At 75.7% G+C, this 20,163-nt stretch carries 20 protein-coding genes; 17 read left to right on the top strand and 3 right to left on the bottom strand.

From position 1 onward, the window contains the following. Positions 1 to 28: 28 nt before the first annotated feature. The 12 genes from ACSP97_RS04050 to ACSP97_RS03995 all read left to right on the top strand — a co-directional run bounded on the left by ACSP97_RS04050 (position 29) and on the right by ACSP97_RS03995 (position 11,239). Positions 29 to 571, top strand: coding sequence for a D-glycero-alpha-D-manno-heptose-1,7-bisphosphate 7-phosphatase (locus ACSP97_RS04050; protein ID WP_355148872.1), 543 nt, complete (start codon positions 29 to 31; stop codon positions 569 to 571). Further along, positions 568 to 1,578 (top strand): glycosyltransferase family 9 protein, encoded by a 1,011-nt coding sequence (locus ACSP97_RS04045; RefSeq protein WP_440556335.1) that lies wholly within the window; start codon positions 568 to 570, stop codon positions 1,576 to 1,578. Before ACSP97_RS04050 ends, ACSP97_RS04045 begins: the two co-directional genes overlap by 4 nt. Further along, positions 1,575 to 2,537, top strand: a complete 963-nt coding sequence (locus ACSP97_RS04040; RefSeq protein ID WP_388312640.1) for a glycosyltransferase — start codon at positions 1,575 to 1,577, stop codon at positions 2,535 to 2,537. The genes ACSP97_RS04045 and ACSP97_RS04040 overlap by 4 nt, the downstream gene beginning before the upstream one ends. After that, positions 2,534 to 3,766, top strand: coding sequence for a glycosyltransferase (locus ACSP97_RS04035; protein ID WP_355326906.1), 1,233 nt, complete (start codon positions 2,534 to 2,536; stop codon positions 3,764 to 3,766). Before ACSP97_RS04040 ends, ACSP97_RS04035 begins: the two co-directional genes overlap by 4 nt. Beyond that, complete coding sequence (locus ACSP97_RS04030; RefSeq protein ID WP_440556333.1) at positions 3,763 to 4,458, top strand: D-sedoheptulose-7-phosphate isomerase; 696 nt, start codon at positions 3,763 to 3,765, stop codon at positions 4,456 to 4,458. Before ACSP97_RS04035 ends, ACSP97_RS04030 begins: the two co-directional genes overlap by 4 nt. Further along, positions 4,455 to 5,900: a D-glycero-beta-D-manno-heptose 1-phosphate adenylyltransferase gene (gene rfaE2, locus ACSP97_RS04025; protein WP_440556331.1), complete on the top strand. Its 1,446-nt coding sequence runs from the start codon at positions 4,455 to 4,457 to the stop codon at positions 5,898 to 5,900. The genes ACSP97_RS04030 and rfaE2 overlap by 4 nt, the downstream gene beginning before the upstream one ends. Continuing rightward, complete coding sequence (locus ACSP97_RS04020; RefSeq protein ID WP_440556330.1) at positions 5,897 to 6,904, top strand: glycosyltransferase family 9 protein; 1,008 nt, start codon at positions 5,897 to 5,899, stop codon at positions 6,902 to 6,904. The genes rfaE2 and ACSP97_RS04020 overlap by 4 nt, the downstream gene beginning before the upstream one ends. Then, positions 6,894 to 7,946 carry a glycosyltransferase family 2 protein gene (locus tag ACSP97_RS04015; RefSeq protein ID WP_440556328.1) on the top strand — a complete coding sequence of 351 codons (1,053 nt, stop codon included), beginning with the start codon at positions 6,894 to 6,896 and terminating at the stop codon, positions 7,944 to 7,946. The genes ACSP97_RS04020 and ACSP97_RS04015 overlap by 11 nt, the downstream gene beginning before the upstream one ends. Next, the gene (locus tag ACSP97_RS04010) at positions 7,943 to 8,839 is read left to right on the top strand and encodes a glycosyltransferase family 2 protein (RefSeq protein ID WP_440556326.1); all 897 of its coding nucleotides are present in this window, start codon (positions 7,943 to 7,945) and stop codon (positions 8,837 to 8,839) included. The genes ACSP97_RS04015 and ACSP97_RS04010 overlap by 4 nt, the downstream gene beginning before the upstream one ends. 317 nt (positions 8,840 to 9,156) lie before the next feature. Further along, positions 9,157 to 10,401 carry an ANTAR domain-containing protein gene (locus tag ACSP97_RS04005; protein WP_355148854.1) on the top strand — a complete coding sequence of 415 codons (1,245 nt, stop codon included), beginning with the start codon at positions 9,157 to 9,159 and terminating at the stop codon, positions 10,399 to 10,401. An 80-nt stretch (positions 10,402 to 10,481) separates the two neighbouring features. Then, positions 10,482 to 10,670: a hypothetical protein gene (locus ACSP97_RS04000; protein ID WP_355326889.1), complete on the top strand. Its 189-nt coding sequence runs from the start codon at positions 10,482 to 10,484 to the stop codon at positions 10,668 to 10,670. A gap of 113 nt (positions 10,671 to 10,783) precedes the next feature. Then, complete coding sequence (locus tag ACSP97_RS03995; RefSeq protein ID WP_358272781.1) at positions 10,784 to 11,239, top strand: RpiB/LacA/LacB family sugar-phosphate isomerase; 456 nt, start codon at positions 10,784 to 10,786, stop codon at positions 11,237 to 11,239. 50 nt (positions 11,240 to 11,289) lie between these two features. Here ACSP97_RS03995 and ACSP97_RS03990 read toward each other — a convergent pair whose 3' ends face one another. Then, entirely contained in the window at positions 11,290 to 11,655 is a 366-nt protein-coding gene (locus ACSP97_RS03990; RefSeq protein ID WP_355148848.1) for a DUF6479 family protein, read from the bottom strand. Positions 11,656 to 11,770: 115 nt separating this feature from the next. Here ACSP97_RS03990 and ACSP97_RS03985 point away from each other — a divergent pair, with 115 nt between their 5' ends. Together ACSP97_RS03985 and ACSP97_RS03980 are read left to right on the top strand one after the other, a co-directional pair. Then, the gene (locus tag ACSP97_RS03985; protein ID WP_355148846.1) at positions 11,771 to 12,145 is read left to right on the top strand and encodes a ferredoxin; all 375 of its coding nucleotides are present in this window, start codon (positions 11,771 to 11,773) and stop codon (positions 12,143 to 12,145) included. A gap of 283 nt (positions 12,146 to 12,428) precedes the next feature. Next, positions 12,429 to 13,721, top strand: a complete 1,293-nt coding sequence (locus tag ACSP97_RS03980; protein WP_435644267.1) for a PP2C family protein-serine/threonine phosphatase — start codon at positions 12,429 to 12,431, stop codon at positions 13,719 to 13,721. 84 nt (positions 13,722 to 13,805) lie between these two features. Here ACSP97_RS03980 and ACSP97_RS03975 read toward each other — a convergent pair whose 3' ends face one another. Then, positions 13,806 to 14,729 carry an adenosine kinase gene (locus tag ACSP97_RS03975; protein ID WP_355148842.1) on the bottom strand — a complete coding sequence of 308 codons (924 nt, stop codon included), beginning with the start codon at positions 14,727 to 14,729 and terminating at the stop codon, positions 13,806 to 13,808. Between the two features lie 239 nt (positions 14,730 to 14,968). On the opposite strand from ACSP97_RS03975, the gene ACSP97_RS03970 reads away from it, so the two are divergent. Together ACSP97_RS03970 and ACSP97_RS03965 are read left to right on the top strand one after the other, a co-directional pair. Beyond that, positions 14,969 to 16,534 (top strand): phytoene desaturase family protein, encoded by a 1,566-nt coding sequence (locus ACSP97_RS03970; RefSeq protein ID WP_355148840.1) that lies wholly within the window; start codon positions 14,969 to 14,971, stop codon positions 16,532 to 16,534. Positions 16,535 to 16,636: 102 nt separating this feature from the next. Next, a complete protein-coding gene (locus tag ACSP97_RS03965) occupies positions 16,637 to 18,136 on the top strand; it encodes a fatty acyl-CoA synthetase (RefSeq protein ID WP_440556323.1) in 1,500 nt (499 codons plus the stop codon). A gap of 21 nt (positions 18,137 to 18,157) precedes the next feature. On the opposite strand, the gene paaK is transcribed toward ACSP97_RS03965, so the two are convergent. Beyond that, entirely contained in the window at positions 18,158 to 19,468 is a 1,311-nt protein-coding gene (paaK, locus tag ACSP97_RS03960) for a phenylacetate--CoA ligase PaaK (protein WP_355148836.1), read from the bottom strand. Between the two features lie 342 nt (positions 19,469 to 19,810). On the opposite strand from paaK, the gene ACSP97_RS03955 reads away from it, so the two are divergent. Then, a complete protein-coding gene (locus ACSP97_RS03955) occupies positions 19,811 to 20,053 on the top strand; it encodes a DUF397 domain-containing protein (protein WP_355148834.1) in 243 nt (80 codons plus the stop codon). The last annotated feature ends 110 nt before the right edge of the window (positions 20,054 to 20,163 follow it).

The following is a 20,163-nucleotide window of genomic DNA, read 5'->3' as shown; positions in this document are numbered from 1 at the left end:
GGCAGGGCCGTGCCCCGGGAGGTGGCCGATGAGTGCCGTCTCCGCCGTGCTGTTCGACCGTGACGGCACCCTCGTGGTCGACGTGCCCTACAACGGCGACCCCGAACGGGTGCGGACGCTGCCCGGCGCCGCCGAGGCCGTCGCGTTCGTCCGGGCCGCCGGGCTCCCCACCGGGGTGGTCAGCAACCAGTCCGGCATCGGGCGCGGGCTGCTCACCACCGAGGACGTCGCCCGGGTCAACCGGCGCGCCGACGAACTGCTGGGCGGTTTGGACACCTGGCTGTACTGCCCGCACGCGCCGGACACCGGCTGCCCCTGCCGCAAGCCCCGGCCCGGTCTGATCCTCGCCGCCGCCGAACGCCTCGGCGTCCCGGCCGCCGAGTGCCTGGTCGTCGGCGACATCGCCGCCGACATGCTGGCCGCGCGGGCGGCCGGCGCCCGCGGCGTCCTCGTCCCCAACGCGGCCACCGCACCGGACGAGGTGCGGCGCTTCGCCCGGCACAGCGCCCCCGACACGCTCACCGCCGTGCGCGACGCCCTCGGCGCCCGCCCGGGGAGGTGGCCGCGGTGACGGCGCTCGTGGTCCGGCTCGACAGCTTCGGCGACGTCCTGCTCGCGGGGCCCGCCGTACGCGCCGTCGGCGAGCACCACGGCCCCGTGACCATGCTGTGCGGCCCGCGCGGCGCCGACGCCGCCCGGATGCTCCCCGGCGTCGAGGACGTCCTCATCTGGGAGGCCCCCTGGGAGGGTTTCGCACCGCCCCCGGTGGACCCGGCGGACATCGGCGACCTGGTCGCCCGCCTGCGCCGGGGTGCCTACGACACCGCCCTGATCCTCACCTCCTTCCACCAGAGCCCGCTGCCCACCGCGCTGCTGCTGCGCCTCGCCGGGATCGGCCGGATCGGCGCCGACAGCGTCGACCACCCCGGCCGGCTGCTCGACGTCCGCCACCGCAGGCTGCCCGGCCGGCACGAGGCCGAGGCCGCCCTCGACACCGCCGCCGCCATGGGCTGCACCCTCCCGCCCGGCGACGACGGCCGACTGCGCGTCCTGCCGCCCCCCGACACCGGCGGCCTGACCGGCAACGGCCCCTACGTCGTCCTGCACCCCGGCGCCAGCGCGCCCGCCCGCGCCTGGAGCCCGGACCGCTGCGCCGAGGCGGTCGCGCTGCTCGCCGACGCCGGGCACCGCGTGGTCGTCACCGGCGGCCCGCACGAGAAGGCGCTCACCCGGAGGGTGAGCGGCGACGCGGCCGTGGACCTCGGCGGCCGCACCAGCCCCCGCACCCTCGCCGGAGTGCTGCGCATGGCCGACGTGGTGGTCAGCGCCAACACCGGCCCCGCCCACCTCGCCGCGGCCGTCGGCACCCCCGTCGTCTCCCTGTTCGCCCCCGTGGTCCCCGCCGACCGCTGGGCCCCCTACGGCGTCCCCGCCATCCTGCTCGGCGACCAGTCGGCGCCGTGCGCGGACACCCGGGCGCTCGTCTGCCCGGTGCCCGGCCACCCCTGCCTGGACGAGGTCACCGGGCAGGACGTGGTGCGCGCGGTGCACAAGCTCATCCAGGAGCGCTCCTCATGAACATCCTCGTCTGGCACGTGCACGGATCCTGGCTCACCGCCTTCGTGCAGGGCCCGCACACCTATCTGGTCCCGGTCACCGAGGACCGGGGACCAGACGGCCTCGGCCGCGCCGCCACCTGGGACTGGCCGTCCGCCGTCGAAGAGCACACCCCCGCGAGCCTGAGGGACGCCGACATCGACCTGATGGTCCTGCAACGCCCGCACGAAGTCGCCCTGGCCGAACGCTGGACCGGGCGCCGCCCCGGCCGCGACGTGCCCGCCGTCTACGTCGAGCACAACAGCCCCGACGCCTCCCCGGAGCGCCAACTCCACCCGCTGGCCGGGCAGTCGGCGATCCCCGTCGTACACGTCACCCACTTCAACCGGCTGATGTGGGACAACGGGCGGGCCCCCACCGAAGTCGTCGAGCACGGCATCGTGGACCCCGGCCGACTGTGGACCGGCACCGAGCGGCGCGCCGCCGTCGTCGTCAACGAGCCCGTGCGCAGGGGCCGTACGACCGGCACCGACCTGCTGCCCCGGTTCGCCCGCTGCGCCCCCCTGGACGTCTTCGGGATGCGCACCGAAGGACTCGCCGGCCACCTCGGGCTGCCGCCCGAACGCTGCCGCACCCGCGACCTGCCCCAGCACCGGCTCCACCGCGAGATGGCCAAGTGCCGCGTCTATCTGCACCCCGTGCGCTGGACCTCGCTCGGCCTGTCCCTGCTGGAGGCCATGTTCCTCGGGATGCCGGTGGTCGCCCTGGACACCACCGAGGTCCGGGAAGCCGTACCCGAGGGCGCCGGGGTGGTCTCCAACCGCCTCGACGTCCTGGAGGACGCCGTGCGGGCGTTCCTCGCCGACCCCGAGGACGCGCGCCTGACCGGCGACGCGGCGCGGGCCGCGGCCCAGGCCCGCTACGGAGAGCGGCGCTTCCTGGACGACTGGGAGCGCCTGATCAAGGAGGTCACCCGATGAGCCGTACCGCCCACACGGCCGGGCGCGTCGCCATGGTCTCCGAGCACGCCAGCCCGCTGGCCGCGCTCGGCGGACCGGACGCGGGCGGCCAGAACGTCTACGTGGCCCAGGTCGCCCGGCAACTCGCCAGAAAGGGCTACCGGGTCACCGTCTACACCCGGCGGGACTCGACGGGCCTGCCGGACCGGGTGACCCTCATCGACGGTGTCCAGGTGGTGCATGTGCCCGCCGGGCCGCCCGAACCCGTGCCCAAGGACGAACTCCTGCCGCACATGGTGGAGTTCGGAGAGTTCCTGGCCGGGCAGTGGGCGGCGAGCCCGCCCGACGTGGTGCACGCCCACTTCTGGATGTCGGGCCTGGCCGCCCTGTCCGGCGCCCGCGGCCTCGGCGTCCCCGTCGTGCAGACCTACCACGCCCTCGGCACCGTCAAGCGGCGCTACCAGGGCGCCGCCGACACCAGCCCGCCGCAACGCCTGGCCATAGAGGAGGCCATCGGCCACGAGTGCGCCCGGATCATCGCCACGTGCAGCGACGAGGTCGCCGAACTGAAGGCCATGGGGCTGCCCGAGGACCGGCTGAGCGTGGTGCCCTGCGGGGTGGACCCCGTCCAGTTCGCGCCGCTGCCGCTGTCCCGGCCGCCGGGCGCCCGCAAGCGGCTGCTGGCCGTCGGCCGGCTCGTGCCCCGCAAGGGCTTCGACCGCGCCATCCGCGCCCTGGCCGGCGTCCCCGACGCCGAACTCCTCGTCGCCGGCGGCCCCGAGGCCGAACTCCTCGGCGCCGACCCCGAGGCCCGGCGCCTCAAGGCCCTGGCCGGCGAGTACGGCGTCGCCGACCGCGTCACCCTGCTCGGCGGGGTCAGCCGGACCCGGATGCCCCGGCTGATGGCCGGCGCCGACCTCGTCCTGTCCCTGCCCCGATACGAGCCCTTCGGGATCGTCCCGCTGGAGGCCATGGCCTGCGCCACCCCCGTCGTGGCCACCGCGGTCGGCGGTCAGCTCGACACCGTCGTGGACGGCGCCACCGGCGTCCTCGTCCCGGCCGACGACGACCACGACCTCGGCGCGGTCGTCCGCGCCCTGCTCGCCGACCCCGGCCGGCTCGACCGGTACGGCGCGGCCGGCCGCCGCCGCGTGCTGGCCCACTACACCTGGGACCGCGTGGCCGACGGCGTCGCCGGGGCGTACGGCGCCGTGTCCGCCCTCCCCTCGCTCTCCGGAGTCGTCCGATGAAGACCGTCATCGACACCACGCACTGCGACGACCTGATGAAGGCCCTGGAGACGTTCCGCGACCGGGGTCCCCTCATCGGGCGCTGGGGCACCGAACTGGCCCGCCGACTGGGCGCCGGCTCGCGGCTGCTGGTCGCGGGCAACGGCGGCAGCGCGGCCCAGGCCCAGCACCTGACCGCCGAACTGGTCGGCCGCTACCGCGACGACCGGCCGCCGTTCTCCGCCTTCGCCCTGCACGCCGACACCTCCTCCACCACCGCCATCGCCAACGACTACGGCGTGCAGGAGGTGTTCGCCCGGCAGACCGCCGCCCACGGCCGCCCCGGCGACGTGCTGATGCTGCTGTCCACCAGCGGCGCCAGCGCCAACCTGCTGTCCGCCGCCGACCGCGCCCACCGCCTGGGCATGACCGTGTGGGCGCTGACCGGACGGGCCCCCAACCCGCTCCAGCTCGGCGCCGACGAGGCCCTGTGCGTGGACGCGCCGCTCTCCGCCACCGTGCAGGAACTCCATCTGGTCGCCGTGCACATGCTGTGCGAGGCGTTCGACCGGGCCGTCGAGCGCGGCGAGGCCGACCGGGGCGGCGGCGCCCGCGCCGACGGCGACACCCCCGGCCGCCCCCCGGCCCCGGCCCGCACCGCCGCCCGGCCCGTGGACGGCACGCCGGTGACCCGCGGAAAGGAACAGGCATGACGCACCCCGGTACGACCACCCCGGGCACCCCGCTGGTCGTCGTCGGCGACGCCCTCCTCGACCACGACCTGTGCGGGCACGCCGAGCGGCTGGCCCCCGACGCGCCCGTGCCCGTCGTCCACGGCACCCGGCGCAGCTCCCGCCCCGGCGGCGCCGCCCTCGCGGCCTGCCTGGCCGCCGCCGACGGCCGCCCGGTCACCCTCGTCACCGCCCTCGGCGCCGACCCCGCCAGCGACACCCTGCGGCGACTGCTCGCGGGCCGCGTCGAACTGGTGGAGGTGCCCCTCGACGGCAGCCTCAGCAGCAAGACCCGGGTGCTGGCCGGGGACCGCCCCCTGCTGCGCCTGGACGACGGCGAGGGCCGGGCCCGCGAGGCGACCCGCGAGGCGGTCGCCGCGATCACCGCGGCGAGGGGCGTCCTGGTCGCCGACTACGGCCGGGGCACCGCCGACGTCCTGCGCGACGCGCTGTCCCGCACCACCGCCTCCGTGGTCTGGGACCCCCATCTGCGCGGCCGGCCCCCGGTCCCCGGAGCCCGTCTGGTCACGCCCTCCGCCCAGGAGGCGCGGGTGTTCGTCCGCCAACTGGACGACGACGAGGGGCAGTCAGGGGACGGGGCCGGGCTGCGCACCGCCGCCCGGGACGCCCGCGCCCTGGTCCGCGCCTGGCAGGTGCAGGCGGTCGCCGTCACCCTGGGCGAGCGCGGCGCACTGCTGTCGCACGGCGAGACCCCGCTGCTCGTGCCGACCCCGGCCGCCGCCTCCGGCGATCCCTGCGGCGCGGGCGACCGGTTCGCCGCGACCGCCGCCGGACTGCTCGCCGACGGCGCCTTCACCGAGGCCGCCGTCCAGGCCGCCGTCCACGCGGCCACCCGGTACGTCGCCGAGGGCGGCGCCCGCGCGATGGTGACGGCCGAGGACCAGCGCACCCGGCGGCCCGAACAGCCGCTGCCCGACGGGGACACCACCGCGGACGCCCTGCGCACCGCCGCCCGGGTGCGCACCGCGGGCCGCACCGTCGTCGCCGCGGGCGGCTGCTTCGACCTGCTGCACGCCGGCCATGTCGCCCTGCTCCAGGCCGCCCGCCGGGCCGGTGACTGCCTGATCGTCTGCGTCAACTCCGACGACTCGGTGCGCCGCCGCAAGGGCGACGGCCGCCCCCTCGTGCCGGTCGCCGACCGCGTCCGGGTGCTGCGCGCCCTGGAATGCGTGGACGCGGTCGCCGTCTTCGACGAGGACACCCCCGAACGCCTGCTCGCCGAACTGCGCCCGCACATCTGGGCCAAGGGCGGCGACTACGCCCGCACCCCCCTGCCCGAACAGCCCCTCGTGGAGAGCTGGGGCGGCCAGGTCCTCCTCCTGCCCTACCTGGACGGCCGTTCGACCACCGGCCTGGCCCGCCGGGCGGCGTCCTCGCCGGTGCGGTCGGGAGGGCGGCGGTGACGGCGACGTCCGACACGACTCCCGCGGCCGGGGCCCCGTGCGTCCTGGTGCTGCGCGCGCTGGGCCTCGGTGACCTGCTGGCCGGCGTGCCCGCGCTGCGCGGCGTCCGGCGCGGCTTCCCCGGACACCGGATCGTGCTCGCACAGCCCGCCTCGCTCGCCGGACTCGCCCTGGCCACCGGCGCGTTGGACGCCGTGTTCCCGGCCGAGGCGCCCGGCCGGGCGGTCCCGGCGCTCGCGCACTGGCCGGGCCCGCCGCCCGACGTGGCGATCGACCTGCACGGCAACGGCCCCGAAAGCCGCGACGCCCTCGCCGCCCTGCGCCCGCGCCGGCTGCTCGCCCACGCCTGCCCGGACGGCCCCGGCTGGCGGGCCCAGGCACACGAACGGGACCGCTGGTGCGGCTTCCTGGACGACTACGGCATCGCGGCCGACCCGCTCGACCTGCGGCTGCCCGCGCCCGGCACACCCTCCCCGGCGCCGGGCGCGGTCCTCGTCCACCCCGGCGCCGCCTCCGGCTCCCGCCGCTGGCCGGCCGAGCGGTTCGCCGCCGTCGTGCGCTGCCTGCGGGCGGCCGGGTACCGGGTGGTGCTCACCGGCGGCCCGGGGGAGGAGGCCCTGGTGCGGTCCGTCGCCGAGCGCAGCGGCGCGCACGACGAGGACCTGCTGGCCGGCGGCCTGCCCCTCGCCGAACTGTCCGCGCTGGTGGCCGGGGCGGCCCTGGTGCTCAGCGGCGACACCGGCCTTGCCCACCTCGCGTACGCGCACGCCACCCCCACCGTCACCCTCTTCGGCCCGGTCTCCCCGCGTCTGTGGGGACCGCCGCCGAGCCCCCGCCACCTCGCCCTGTGGAAGCCCGGCCCGCCCGGCGACCCGCACGGCCGCACCCCCGACGCCCGGCTGCTGCGCATCGACTCCGGCGAGGTCGCCGCGGCCTGTCTGACACTGCTGCGCCAGGGCCGGACCCGGCCGGCCCCGCGCCCGGAGGTGGCCCGTGCCAACTGAGCCCGCGCCCGGCCGGGCCGGCCGCCGCGCGCCGGCCCCGGCCGACGGCCGCGTCACGGTCGCCGTCATCACCCGCGACCGCGCCGCCAGCCTGCTGCGCACCCTGGACGCGCTGGCCGCGCTGCCCGAACGGCCACCGGTCATCGTGGTCGACAACTCCCGTGACGACGGCACTCGTCGGGCGGTGGCCGGCCACCCCGCCCCCGTACGGCTGCTGCGCGCCACGGCCAACACCGGGGCGCTCGGCCGCAATCTGGCCGTACGGCACGCCCGCACCCCCTATGTGGCGTTCAGCGACGACGACTCCTGGTGGGAGCCGGGCAGCCTCGCCCGCGCCGCCGACCTCCTCGACCGTCACCCCCGGCTCGGCCTGCTCGCCGCCCGCACCCTCGTCGGCGACGAGGCCGCCGAGGACCCCCTCAACGCCGTACTCGCCGCCTCGCCCCTGCCGCCCGAACCGGATCTGCCCGGCCGCCCGGTCCTCGGCTTCCTCGGCTGCGCCAGCGTGGTGCGCCGGGAGGCCTTCCTGTCGGCGGGCGGCTTCCACCCGCTGCTGTTCTTCGGCGGCGAGGAGACCCTGCTCGCCTACGACCTGGCCGCCCGGGACTGGGGCGTGGCCTACGAACCCACGCTGTGCGCACGCCACCACCCCGAGGACCACGGCCGCACCGGACGCTCCTTCCTCGTCCGGCGCAACCACGTCCTCACCACCTGTCTGCGCCGCCCCTGGCCCGTCGCCCTGCGCGCGGGCGCCGCGCTCGCCCGTGCCGCGGCGGCCGACGCCCCCGGCGCCCGCCGGGCCCTGCGGGAGACCCTGACCCGCCTCCCCGCCACCCTGGCCCGCCGGGACCCGCTGCCCCCGCACGTCGAACACGCGGCCCGTCTGCTGGACCGCCAGTGGGCCGAAGGACGCGCACCGGCCGCCGCGGCACCACCGGCCGGCCAGGCCGGCCAGGCCGGCCAGGCCGGCCAGGCCGACCGGCCCGAGCAGGACGGGCGGGACGACCGGGACGACCGGGACGAGGAGAACGCCGCGCCATGACCTGCGCCCGTACGACCGTCGTCGTCATCACCCACAACAGGCGCGCCGAACTGCTGCGCACCCTCGCCGAGTTGCGGCGCCTGCCCGAACGCCCCCGGATCGTCGTCACCGACAACGCCTCGACCGACGGCACCGCCGAGGCCGTCGCCCGCGACTTCCCGGAGGCGACCCTGCTGCGTCCCGGCCGCAATCTCGGGGCCGTCGGCCGCAACCTGGCCGTCCGGCACGTCCGCACGCCCTACGTGGCGTTCTGCGACGACGACTCCTGGTGGGAGCCGGGCAGCCTCGCCCGCGCCGCCGACCTGCTCGACACCCGGCCCCGGCTCGCGGCCGTCACCGCGCGGATCGTCGTGGAGCCGGACGGCACCGAGGACCCGGTGGTGCGCGAACTGCGCGAGTCGCCCCTGTCCGGCCCCGACTGGCTCCCCGGACCGGCCCTCGGCTCCTTCCTCGCCGCCGCCACGGTGATGCGCACCGACGCCTTCCGCGCGGGCGGCGGCTTCCACCCCGGGCTGTGGCTCGGCGGCGAGGAGGAACTGCTCGCCTGCGATCTGCTGCGCCAGGGCTGGTGGTTCGCCTACGCCGAGGAACTCACCGTGCACCACCAGGCCTCCCGGCTGCGCGACAGCACGGCCCGCCGCGTCCTCGGCCTGCGCAACACCCTCTGGTTCACCTGGCTGCGCCGCCCGCTGCTGCCCGCGCTGCGCCGCACCGGGCACCTGATCCGCACGGTGCCCCACGACGCCGCCTCCGCCCGCGCCTTCGCCCACGCCACCGCCGGACTGCCCTGGGTGCTGCGCCAGCGCGACCCGGTACCCCCGGACCTGGAACACCGCCTGGCCACCCTGGAACGCGCCCGCCAGACCTCCCCGGCCCGCCGGTACATCGGCTGACGCCCCGCCGCGCCCACCGCCGCCCGCCCCGGTCCGACACGCCCGGCCCGCAGTCGTTGCGCGGCGGACCGGGGCGCGGGCACAGTGAGGGACCGGTCATGACGCGGCCGGCGGCGCGCACGGACGGCCTCCGGCTGCACGCGACCCGGCATCCGCCCCCGCACACCCCACGGCCCACCGGCCCCCGCCGGATCGGCGCCCGCCCGAGTGCGGTTGAGAGTCCGGCGTCCGCCGTGCAAGGTGGTGGTGGTTCAAGGTCAGATTCATGGCCAGGAAGCGGCCGTACCGGCCCTTACTCGACCTGCCCGGGTGATGCCATGAAAGCTTCCTCCCCGCGGCCGGGCGCACCGGCCCCCCTCGTGATCGAGTCCTCCGTCGTGGAGGGACTGCCCGCCGAGGGAGCCCTGCTGCTGCGCATGTCCGGCACCCTGGACGCGCACGGCGCGCACGCCTGGTCCGAGGAACTGCGCGGCCACCTGGCCCGGGCGGACGGCGCCGGACTGCGGCCGGTCCTCGACATGGCCCACGTACAGCTCGGCGGCGCCGCCGTCCTGCGCACGCTCAGCGAGACGACCCGGGGCCGGGCCGGCCGCCCGGACCTGATCATCGTCCGGGCCCGGCCGGGCGTACGCGAGGCGGTGCACCTGGCCCGCCTGGAGGGCGTCCAGCTGTACGCCACCCTGGACGAGGCCCTGCGCGAACTGGCCCGCGCCGCCTCCCGGGTGGAGGAACTGCCCGCCTGGCGCTCGCAGATGGCGGACCCGCTGCGGCCGTCGTACCAGGACCTGCACCAGGAGGTGCGCGCCCTGCGCGCCCGGGTGCGCACCGCCCCCGTGATCGGCATGGCCCAGGGCATGCTCATGGCCCGCTACCTGCTGCCCGACACCGGCAGCGCCTTCCGGGTGCTGCGCGAGACCTCCCAGCGGTTCAACGTGCCCTTGCGGGTCCTCGCCGCCGCCGTGGTCGTGGCCCGCCCGCCCGACGGCCCGACCTGGTTCCCCGGCCGCCGCCCGCTGCCCCTGCCCCAGCTGCGGATCCTCGCCCGCGCGGGGCGCGACCCCCGCTACCGGGGCCAGATGATCGAGGCCGTGCTGCACGAGGCGCTGGCCATCGTGCGCGCCCCGGCCGGACACGTGCTGTCCGTCGACCCCGCCGTGAACGCGCTCGCGCTGGAGACCCGGTACGGCGGCGCGGACGCCTATCTGGACCACCTCGTGCGCGGCCGGATCGACGGCACGGCCGAGGCGGTCGCCCGCACCCGGGGCCGGCGGGTGAGCATGCCCGACGTGGCCACCGACGCGCTGCTGTCCGAGGACGGGCGGCGCGCCCTGCTCGCCGCGGACGCCCGGGCGCTCCAGTGCGTCCCGGTCCTGTCCTCGGCCGGCTGCTGCACCGGTCTGATCACCGTGCACTGGCCCGACGCCGGTCACCGGCCGGCCTCCCCCCAGGCCGAGGCGCTGGACCTGCTCGCCGCCGACACCGCGGCCTGGCTCGCCTGGTACCACCGCACGGTCCTGCTCGACGCCCTCGAACACCTCCACCAGCGGCTGACCCGCCCCTGAGCGGCATGCGTCACGTGCGCGCCCCTGGGAACCCGGACCGCGCACGAGAGATCACGCACCACCCGGAGGGAGTCCGGCGCATGTCCAATCCGCAGCAGCCCGAACAGCGGCGCAGTGACAAGGGAGGCGCCACCCCGCAGGACAGCGGCGAGCTCAAGGCCCGCCAGGCGCGCGGCGCGGAAACCCGCCCGCACGGCTCGGACAAGGGCGACAAGGGCGGAGGCGAGGGCGGCGGAGTGCCTCCGGCGCAGCGACCCGAGCACCCCTGAGCAGCCCTTTTCCCGGCCCGCCCGTCCACGGACCCCGGCAGCGGCTTCGGTGCGCGTGCCGGGGTCCCGCCCTGTCCGCCCCGGGAGCGGGGCCCGGGCGCTACCCTCCCGGTATGCGGATCTCCGTCTCCTCCGACATGGACGAACCCGTCGCCCGCCGGCTCGTGGCCGAGCTGCGCCGGCGCGGGCACGAGGTGCGGACGCACGGCGCGCTGCGCGAGGGCGCCGACCCGCAGTGGGCGGTCTGCTCGCAGGCGGCGGCGCAGGACGTGGCCGACGGGACGGCCGATCAGGCGGTGGTGTGCTGCTGGACCGGCACCGGCGCGTCCATCGCGGCGAACAAGGTGCCCGGCGTGCGCGCCGCCCTGTGCCCGGACGCCGCCACGGCGGACGGCGCGCGCCGCTGGAACGACGCCAACGTCCTGGCCCTGAGCCTGCGCCTGACCTCGGAACCGCTGCTGACGGAGATCCTGGACGCCTGGTTCACGGCCGAGCCCAGCCAGGAACCGGAGGACCTACGGAACGTGGCCCGCGTCCGCCGTCTGGACGCCGCCCGGCAGGAGATCTGAACGGCGTACGACGGCCCGGCGCGGGCCAGGGTGTCGAGGGCCCCGTGGGTTCAGTGGGCGCCCAGCCCGCCGCCCCCGAAGGATCCGCTGGAACCGCTGCTCCAGCGCGGCCGTTTCTGGTCCTCGCTCGTCTTGGAGTCCACGTTGCCCAGCTCGTAGGGGGTGAGCGGACGACCGCCCTTGGGTGTCTTGGGAACCTCCCGGTAGTCCCGGTTCTCCCGGACCTCGTGCACCGCTCCCTCGGGCGGCAGCTTCGGCTGCTCCTCGGGACGGGGACGGGCCGACTCGCGATACTTCACCCGTGAGGTCATCCAGAAGCCTCCGGCGAGCAGTGCCAGCAGGCCGACGGCCACGACGAAGAACACGAGGCCAATCAGGCCGCTCGGCGCGGCGAGCTGCATCGGTGCGCTGTTCATAGCACTGGGATACCCATCCCATAAGCGTATGAACCGGTTAAATCGGGCATCATTCACGCCCGGTGGTGGTACGTGGCTGTGGTTTGCCGCCCGCCGCCGGGGCTACCCGCACGGCGTGACCCCGCAGACCTCGCAGCAGCAGCTCTACCGGTTCCTCGAGGACCGCTTCACCTGTGCCCAGGCGTGCACGGAGTGCGCCCGGGCCTGCTCGGTGCGGGTGAGCCTCGTCGACCCAGGCGGGCCCGAGAGCCACGAGCGGGTGCGCAGGCTCGGCATCATGTGCGCCGAGGTGTGCGACACCACCTGCCGGCTGCTGTGCGAGGAGAACCACCAGGACGAGGAGGGCCTGCGGGGCCGCGTCGACCGGTGCCGACGGGTCTGCCTCGAATGCGCCGGCGCTTTCGAGGACCACCCCGGCGCGGAATCCGCCGCGGCGGCCTGCCGGGCGTGCGCCGCGGCGTGCTCCGACTTCCTGGAGACGCTGGCCTGATCCCCGGAGATCCGGGTGACACGCTCCACGGCGTGCGCCCTGGGCGCCGCCCACAGGAGCCTGCCGACGAGAACGGCATCCTCACCCCGCAGGACACCTCCGCCGTCCAGGTCCACGGCCGGGGCCCGCCGTGACACCACGTCGTCTCGTGGACGCCGGGGCCGCCCGCCACGGTCAGCCGCCCGGCCCGTGTACCGCGCCGACGGCCGCCGTCGGTGATGGAATCTGCGGAGGGGACGCGGCCACGGGGCGCGCGACCGGTCCTGCGCGCGGGAGGAGAACGATGAGGCAAGAGCCGCCGCCTCCGGCGGCCACCCCCGGGGAGCTGTCGCCGGAGGTGGCCGCCGCCCGGCTGCGGCTGCTCGCCGACGTGAGCCGCGCACTGGCGTCGGGGCTGGACGCGGAGGAGTCGCTGCGGCGCCTCGCCCGGCTCGTCGTGCCGCAGCTCGCCGACGCCTGCGTCGTCGACGTGATCGAGGGCGAAGGCGTGCGCCGGCTCACGGTCACGGACCGTGACGCCGACCGGGCGCTGCGGGTGCTGTCCGGTGGTGTCCTCCCCGGACCGGACGACTCGGCCTGCGCCCTGGCGAAGGTGCTGCGCGGAGCGGGACCCGTACTGGTGACCGACTTCGGCACGACCGACCCGAACGATCCGCTCCGCTCCGCGCAGTGGTCCCTGTACCGCACCCTGGGCGCCCGCAGCGCCCTGATCGTGCCCATGCGGGTACGGCGCCAGGAACTGGGCGCGCTCACCTTCGTCCGCCGTACGCGGACTCCGTTCGACGAGCAGGAGCAGGCACTCGCCGCCGACCTCGGCCACCGCGCGGCCCTCGCACTGGACAACGCCCGCCTGTACGCCATGCAGGAGCACACCGCCGAACAGCTCCAGCTGTCCCTGCTGCCCGACCTGACCGGCCTCGCCCACCTCCGGCTCGCCACCAGCTATCTCGCCGCGCGGGAGCGGGCCGAGGTGGGCGGCGACTGGTACGACGCCTTCCCGCTGCCCGACGGCTCGGCCGTCCTCGCCATCGGGGACGTCGTCGGCCACGATCTGGCGGCCGCCGTCCGCATGGGCCAACTGCGCAACATGCTGCGCGCCCTCGCCTACGACAGGGGCGACGACCCGGCGGGGGTCATGTGCCGCCTGGACCGAGTCATGCAGGGCCTGACCGGCATCGAGCTGGTCACGGCCGTCATCGCCCGCATCGAGACACCGGACGCCGGGCCGTGGCGGCTGACCTGGACCAACGCCGGCCACCTCCCGCCGCTGCTGGCCCGGCCCGACGGCCACACCGTGCTCCTGGAGGAAGGCCACGCCCCCATCCTGGGCGTCGACCCGGAACTGCCCCGCGAGACGGCGAGCGTCGTCCTCCCGGCCGGCTCCACCCTGCTGCTGTACACCGACGGCCTCGTCGAGCGGCCCGGCGAGGACATCGGCCGCGGACTGACCCGGTTGCGTCAGCACGCGGCCGCGCTGGCCGGTGAGCCGCTGCCCGTCTTCCGCGACGAACTCCTGGACCGGATGAGCGACGTCCAGCACGACGACGTGGCGGTGCTGGCGCTGCGCGTCCCGTGAGACGCCCCGCCGGGGAACCGTGCGGGTGGTGAGGACACGGCCTGCCGCCGGGCACGACCGGTGCCGGTGGCCGGGCGACAGGGTTCAACCGGCCACCCTGTCGGCGTCCGACTCGGCGCAGCGGGCGAGAAGTTCGTCGCGCCCGATGGCGTCGGCCCGGGTCGAGGGCACGGTGCACGCGTGGGCGCCCGCGACGGCGCCGTAACGCGCGCAGCGCAGCGGGTCCGCGCCCTCCAGCCAGCCCAGCAGGAACGCGGCGGCGAAGGCGTCGCCCGCGCCGTTGGAGTCCACGACGGGCGCAGGCGGTTCCACCGCGGGCACATGGGTGAGGTCGCCGTCCACCAGCAGGTACGCACCCTCGGCCCCGGCGGTGGCCACCACGATCCTGGCCCGGCCGCGCGCCGCGATCTCTCGCATGGTGCGCTCGTGGTCGGCCAGCGCGGTGGTCGACAGGAAGACCAGGTCCGCGCCGAGCGCGAACGGCTCGTGGTACGGGTTCACGCCGTCCCAGTCGTGCAGGTCCGTCGAGATGGTCGGCCCGGCCTCGCGCAGCACCGGCAGGGCGTGCGCGCACGGGTGGGTGATCACCACATGGGCGTGCCGGCTCGCGGCGGCCAGGGCGCGCAGGGTGTCCTCCGGCAGCCGGTCGGACTCCCGCGCGCGGGTGTCGTCGTACAAGGACAGCCGCCGCCCGTCCGGGCCGACCAGGTTGACGGCGCGCTTGGTGCCCGCGGCCGAGGGCACCGCGGTGAGCGGGATGCCCCGGTCCCGGTGCAGCGCGCGCACCAGGTCGCCCTCGGGATCGGCGCCGAGCAGGTCGATGTGGTGGGTGCGCAGACCCAGGGCGCGCACACCGAGCGCGACGAAGTCCCCGCTCTGTCCGGCGCGGGTCACGATGCCCGGCCGGATCATGTAGCTGTCGGCGTAGGGGAGCGGCAGCTCGGGGACATGGACGACGGTGTCCACGCCCGCACCGCCCAGGACGAGTACGTCGGTCTCGGTGGTCATGTGGTCGGCTCGTTCCTCTCGGGTCGGGTCACCGTCCGCGCGGCTCGGGCCGGTTGGCCGGTCGACCGGGTTGGTGAGTCAAGCAGCCGCCCGCACCGCTGGCAAGAACTTGCTGAAACTTTCGGCAAGTTGCTTCGGTTGCCGGCTCCGGCCGACGGGCGGCCGGCGCACAGCCGTGGAAGGGCACGCGGGCGGGACCGCCTCTGGCCGCCGTGGATCAACGCGTGTTACGAAGGACCATGTCCGCGAACGAGGGAACCCGCGCGTACGACGCCGTCATCGTGGGCGGCGGCCACAACGGCCTGGTCGCCGCCGCCTATCTGGCCCGGGCCGGGCGCTCCGTGCTGGTGCTGGAGCGGCTCGGCCACACCGGCGGGGCCGCCGTCTCCAGCCGGCCGTTCACCGGGATGGACGCCCGTCTGTCGCGCTACTCCTACCTGGTCAGCCTGCTGCCGCCGAAGATCGTCGCCGACCTCGGCCTGGACTTCCGCGTCCGCACCCGCACCATCTCCTCGTACACCCCCGTCGAACGCGCGGGCCGGCCCACCGGACTGCTGGTCGGCGGCGGCGAGGAACGCACCCGGGCGGCCTTCGCCCGGCTGACCGGCGGGGAGCGCGAACACGCCGCCTGGCAGCGTTTCTACGGCATGACCGGTCGCGTCGCCCGGCGCGTCTTCCCGACCCTCACCGAGCCCCTGCCCACCCGGGACGAACTGCGCCGCCGCGTCGACGACGAGACCGCCTGGCGGGCCCTGTTCGAGGAGCCGATCGGGGTCGCGGTGGAGGAGCACTTCGAGGACGACCTGGTCCGGGGCGTGGCGCTCACCGACGCCCTGATCGGCACCTTCGCCGACGCCCACGACCCCTCCCTGGCCCAGAACCGCTGCTTCCTCTACCACGTCATCGGCGGCGGCACCGGCGCCTGGGACGTGCCCGTGGGCGGCATGGGCGCCCTCACCGACGCCCTCGCCAGGGCGGCCCGCGCGGCCGGCGCGGTGCTCGCGACCGGACACGAGGCGGTCCGCATCGACACCGGCGCCGACGGCGTCGAGGTCGCCTACCGCACCACCGACGGCGAGGGCGTCGCGGCCGCCCGGCACGTCCTGGTCGGCGCCTCCCCGCGGGAACTGGCCGCCCTCACCGGCGAGGCGCCCCCCGAGCCCGCCGAGGGCGCCCAGCTCAAGGTCAACATGCTGCTCACCCGGCTGCCCAAGCTCCGCGATCCGGCCGTCGACCCCCGCGAAGCCTTCTCGGGCACCTTCCACATCGCCGAGGGATACGGCCAGTTGGCCGCCGCCCACGCCCAGGCCGCCGCCGGTGAACTCCCCGCCGCCCCGCCCTCCGAGATCTATTGCCACTCCCTGACCGACCCCACCATCCTCGGTCCCGAACTCGCCGCGGCCGGCTACCAGACACTCACCCTGTTCGGACTGCACACCCCGGCCCGGCTCTTCGCCGAGGACAACGACACGGCACGCGAGCGCCTGCTGGCGGCCACCCTCGCCCAGCTCGACGCCCACCTCGCCGAACCCCTCGCCGACTGCCTGGCCACCGACGCCGACGGCCGCCCCTGCATCGAGGCCAAGACCCCGCTCGACCTGGAACGGGACCTGCGGCTGCCCGGCGGCAACATCTTCCACCGCGCGCTGTCCTGGCCCTACGCCCAGGAGCACACGGGCCGTTGGGGCGTGGAGACCGCACACCCGCGCGTCCTGCTGTGCGGCGCGGGCGCCGTGCGCGGGGGCGGAGTGAGCGGCGTACCCGGGCACAACGCGGCGATGGCCGTGCTGGAGCGGCGCGACTGACGCACTGCGCGACCCCGGCCGGCAGGGGCGGACCCGGCAGCTCCGGTCCGCCCACGTCACGCTCCTTGACCCGGCCGCCCGGCGCACCGAGGATCGGCGGTCATGAGGCACGGAAACGGCAGCACGGTCGACGCGATGCTGCGGCGCAGCGCCCGCCGCACCCCCACCCGGGTCGCGGTGGAGTACGGCACGCGGAGCTGGACGTACGGGGAACTGGACGACGCGGTCTCCCGCGCGGCCGCGCTGCTGCTGGCCGAGGGCCTCGCCCCCGGCGATCGGGTCGGCGCCTACGGCCACAACTCCGACGCCTATCTGATCGCCTTCCTCGGCTGCGCCCGCGCGGGACTCGTCCACGTCCCGGTCAACCACCACCTCACCGGCGACGACCTGGCCTACATCGTCGGCCAGTCCGGCAGCGCCCTGGTGCTCGCCGACCCCGGCCTCGCCGGACAACTCCCGCCCGGCGTACGGGTCATGGCGCTGCGCGACAGCGACGACTCGTTCCTGACCCGGCTCGCCGGCACCCCGCCGTACGACGGCCCCGGACCGTCCGCCGAGGACCTGGCGCAGCTGCTCTACACCTCCGGTACGACGGCGCTGCCCAAGGGCGCGATGATGACGCACCGGGCCCTGGTGCACGAGTACCTGAGCGCCATCACCGCCCTCGACCTGCGGCCCGGCGACCGCCCCGCGCACGCGCTGCCGCTGTACCACTCCGCGCAGCTGCACGTCTTCCTGCTGCCCTGCCTCGCGGTCGGCGCGACCAACGTCATCCTGGACGCGCCGGACGGGGACCTGCTGTTCGACCTGATCGAGACCGGCCGCGTGGACAGCCTGTTCGCGCCGCCCACCGTGTGGATCGCCCTGGCCAACCGCCCCGACTTCGCCACCCGGGACCTCGGCGGGCTGCGCAAGGCGTACTACGGCGCCTCCGTCATGCCCGTGCCCGTCCTGGAGCGGCTGCGCGAGCGCCTGCCCGACCTCGCCCTCTACAACTGCTTCGGGCAGAGCGAGATCGGCCCGCTCGCCACGGTCCTCGGCCCCGCCGAACACGAGGGCCGGCTGGACTCCTGCGGCCGGCCCGTGCTGTTCGTGGAGGCGCGGGTGGTCGACGAACTCGGGCAAGAGGTGCCCGACGGCACCACGGGCGAGATCGTCTACCGCTCGCCGCAGTTGTGCGAGGGCTACTGGGGCAAGCCCGAGGAGACCGAAGAGGCCTTCCGCGACGGCTGGTTCCACTCCGGGGACCTCGCCGTCCGGGACGCCGACGGCTGCTTCACCATCGTCGACCGGGTGAAGGACGTCATCAACTCCGGCGGCGTGCTGGTCGCTTCACGCCAGGTCGAGGACGCCCTGTACACCCATGAGGCGGTGGCGGAGGCCGCCGTGATCGGCCTGCCCGACGAACGGTGGATCGAGGCCGTCACGGCGGTCGTCGTCCCGCGCGGGGAGGTGACGGAGGACCAACTCGTCGCGCACGTACGGGAGACGCTGCCGTCCTTCAAGGCGCCCAAGCGGATCCTGTTCGTGACCGAGCTGCCCCGCAACGCCAGCGGGAAGATCCTCAAGCGGGACCTGCGGGACCGCTTCGGGCGGAACTGAGACCCGCCCGCCGGCCCCGCCTCAGCCCTGCCCGGGGTCGCGCGGGCGCAGGTCCACGATGCGGCGGATCTTGCCGACCGACCGCTCCAGCGACTCCGGCTCCACGATCTCCACGTCCACCGAGACACCGATGCCGTTCTTCACCTCGGTCGCGATGGACCGGACGGCGGCCTCCCGCGCCTCCGGGGTGGCGCCCGGGCGGGCCTCGGCGCGCACGGTGAGCGCGTCCATGCGGCCCTCCCGGGTCAGCCGCAGCTGGAAGTGCGGCGCGACCCCGGGGGTGCGCAGCACGATCTCCTCGATCTGCGTGGGGAACAGATTGACCCCGCGCAGGATCACCAGGTCGTCGCTGCGCCCCGAGATCTTCTCCATCCGCCGGAACACCCGGGCCGTACCGGGCAGCAGCCGGGTCAGGTCCCGGGTCCGGTACCGGACGATCGGCATGGCCTCCTTGGTCAGCGAGGTGAACACCAGCTCGCCCCGCTCGCCCTCCGGCAGCACCTCGCCGGTGATCGGGTCGACCACCTCCGGGTAGAAGTGGTCCTCCCAGACGGTCAGCCCGTCCTTGGTCTCCACGCACTCCTGGGCCACCCCCGGGCCGACCACCTCGGACAGCCCGTAGATGTCGACGGCGTCGATCGCGAACCGCTCCTCGATCTCCCGCCGCATCTGCTCGGTCCAGGGCTCCGCCCCGAAGATCCCCACCCGCAGCGCGGTCTCGCGCGGGTCCACGCCCTGGCGCTCGAACTCGTCCAGCAGCGTCAGCATGTAGGAGGGCGTCACCATGATCACGCCCGGTTCCAGGTCCTGGATCAGGCGCACCTGCCGGGCGGTCATGCCGCCGGACGCCGGGACGACCGTACAGCCCAGGCGCTCCGCCCCGTAGTGGGCGCCCAGGCCCCCGGTGAACAGCCCGTACCCGTACGCCACGTGCACCACGTCACCGGGGCGCCCGCCGGCGGCCCGGATGGAGCGGGCCACCATGTCGGCCCACATGGACAGATCGTTGTCGGTGTACCCGACCAGGGTGGGCAGCCCGGTCGTCCCGCTGGAGGCGTGCAGCCGGCGGATCCGCTCCCGGGGCACCGCGAACATCCCGTAGGGGTAGTGCGCCCGCAGGTCCGCCTTGGTGGTGAAAGGGAAGCGGGCGAGATCCGCGAGCGACCGGCAGTCCTCCGGGCGGACCCCCGCCTTGTCGAAGGACTCCCGGTAGAACGGCACGTGCTCGTACGCATGCCGCAGCGAGGCGCGCAGCCGCTCCAGCTGGAGCGTCCGCAACTCCTCGGGGCCGAGCCGTTCGCCCGCGTCGAGCAGATCCCTCGCATCCGCCATCGGCACGTCTCCTTACCAACCGCACATTACGGACGACCGATCATTCGGTCGAACTGTTCGGGGCCAGTAATTCAGGACCAGGGGGTTTTGGACAAGGGGGCTGCGGAGATTTTCCGCGCCGGACACGGGACGCGACGCCGACCGGCCCACCGCGAACGCGTTGCGGCGGACCACCGGCCGGGACACCCCGCCGGCTGTGGTGATCACGAGCGCCCTCGCGGCCGTCCGGTCGGCTGGCGCCGCGCCGCCGGAGCGGCGAAAGTCCTCCCCACGATGGCTGTTGGGCACCGGGAGCGGTCGCTAGGCTGAGCCGCGGACGACGACACCGGGAGGAGCACGGACGTGGCCGACAGCACCACCCAGCAGCAGCCGCTCGTGGGCTGGGACAAGCCGGACCTGGACCTCAGCAAGGCCGAGTGGCAGTCCAGCAGCCGAGGCCTGGGCGATGTCCAGATCGCCTTCGTCGAGGGCTTCATCGCGATGCGCAACAGCGACCGCCCGGAGAGCCCCTCCCTGATCTTCACCCCCGCCGAGTGGGGCGCCTTCGTCTCCGGCGCACGCGAGGGCGAGTTCGACCTCACCTGATCCCCCGCAACGGGGCCGGACCGCGGGGTGCGCGGGCCGGCGCACCCGACCTGCGGTCACACGGCGTGCCTGACACGCGATCCGGAGCGCCCCGCCGGGGCCGCCGCCTG

Source organism: Streptomyces sp. SCPE 10 (assembly GCF_051980735.1).
GTDB classification, from domain to species: Bacteria; Actinomycetota; Actinomycetes; order Streptomycetales; family Streptomycetaceae; genus Streptomyces; species Streptomyces misionensis.
This window is presented reverse-complemented; position numbering and strand designations above follow the sequence as displayed.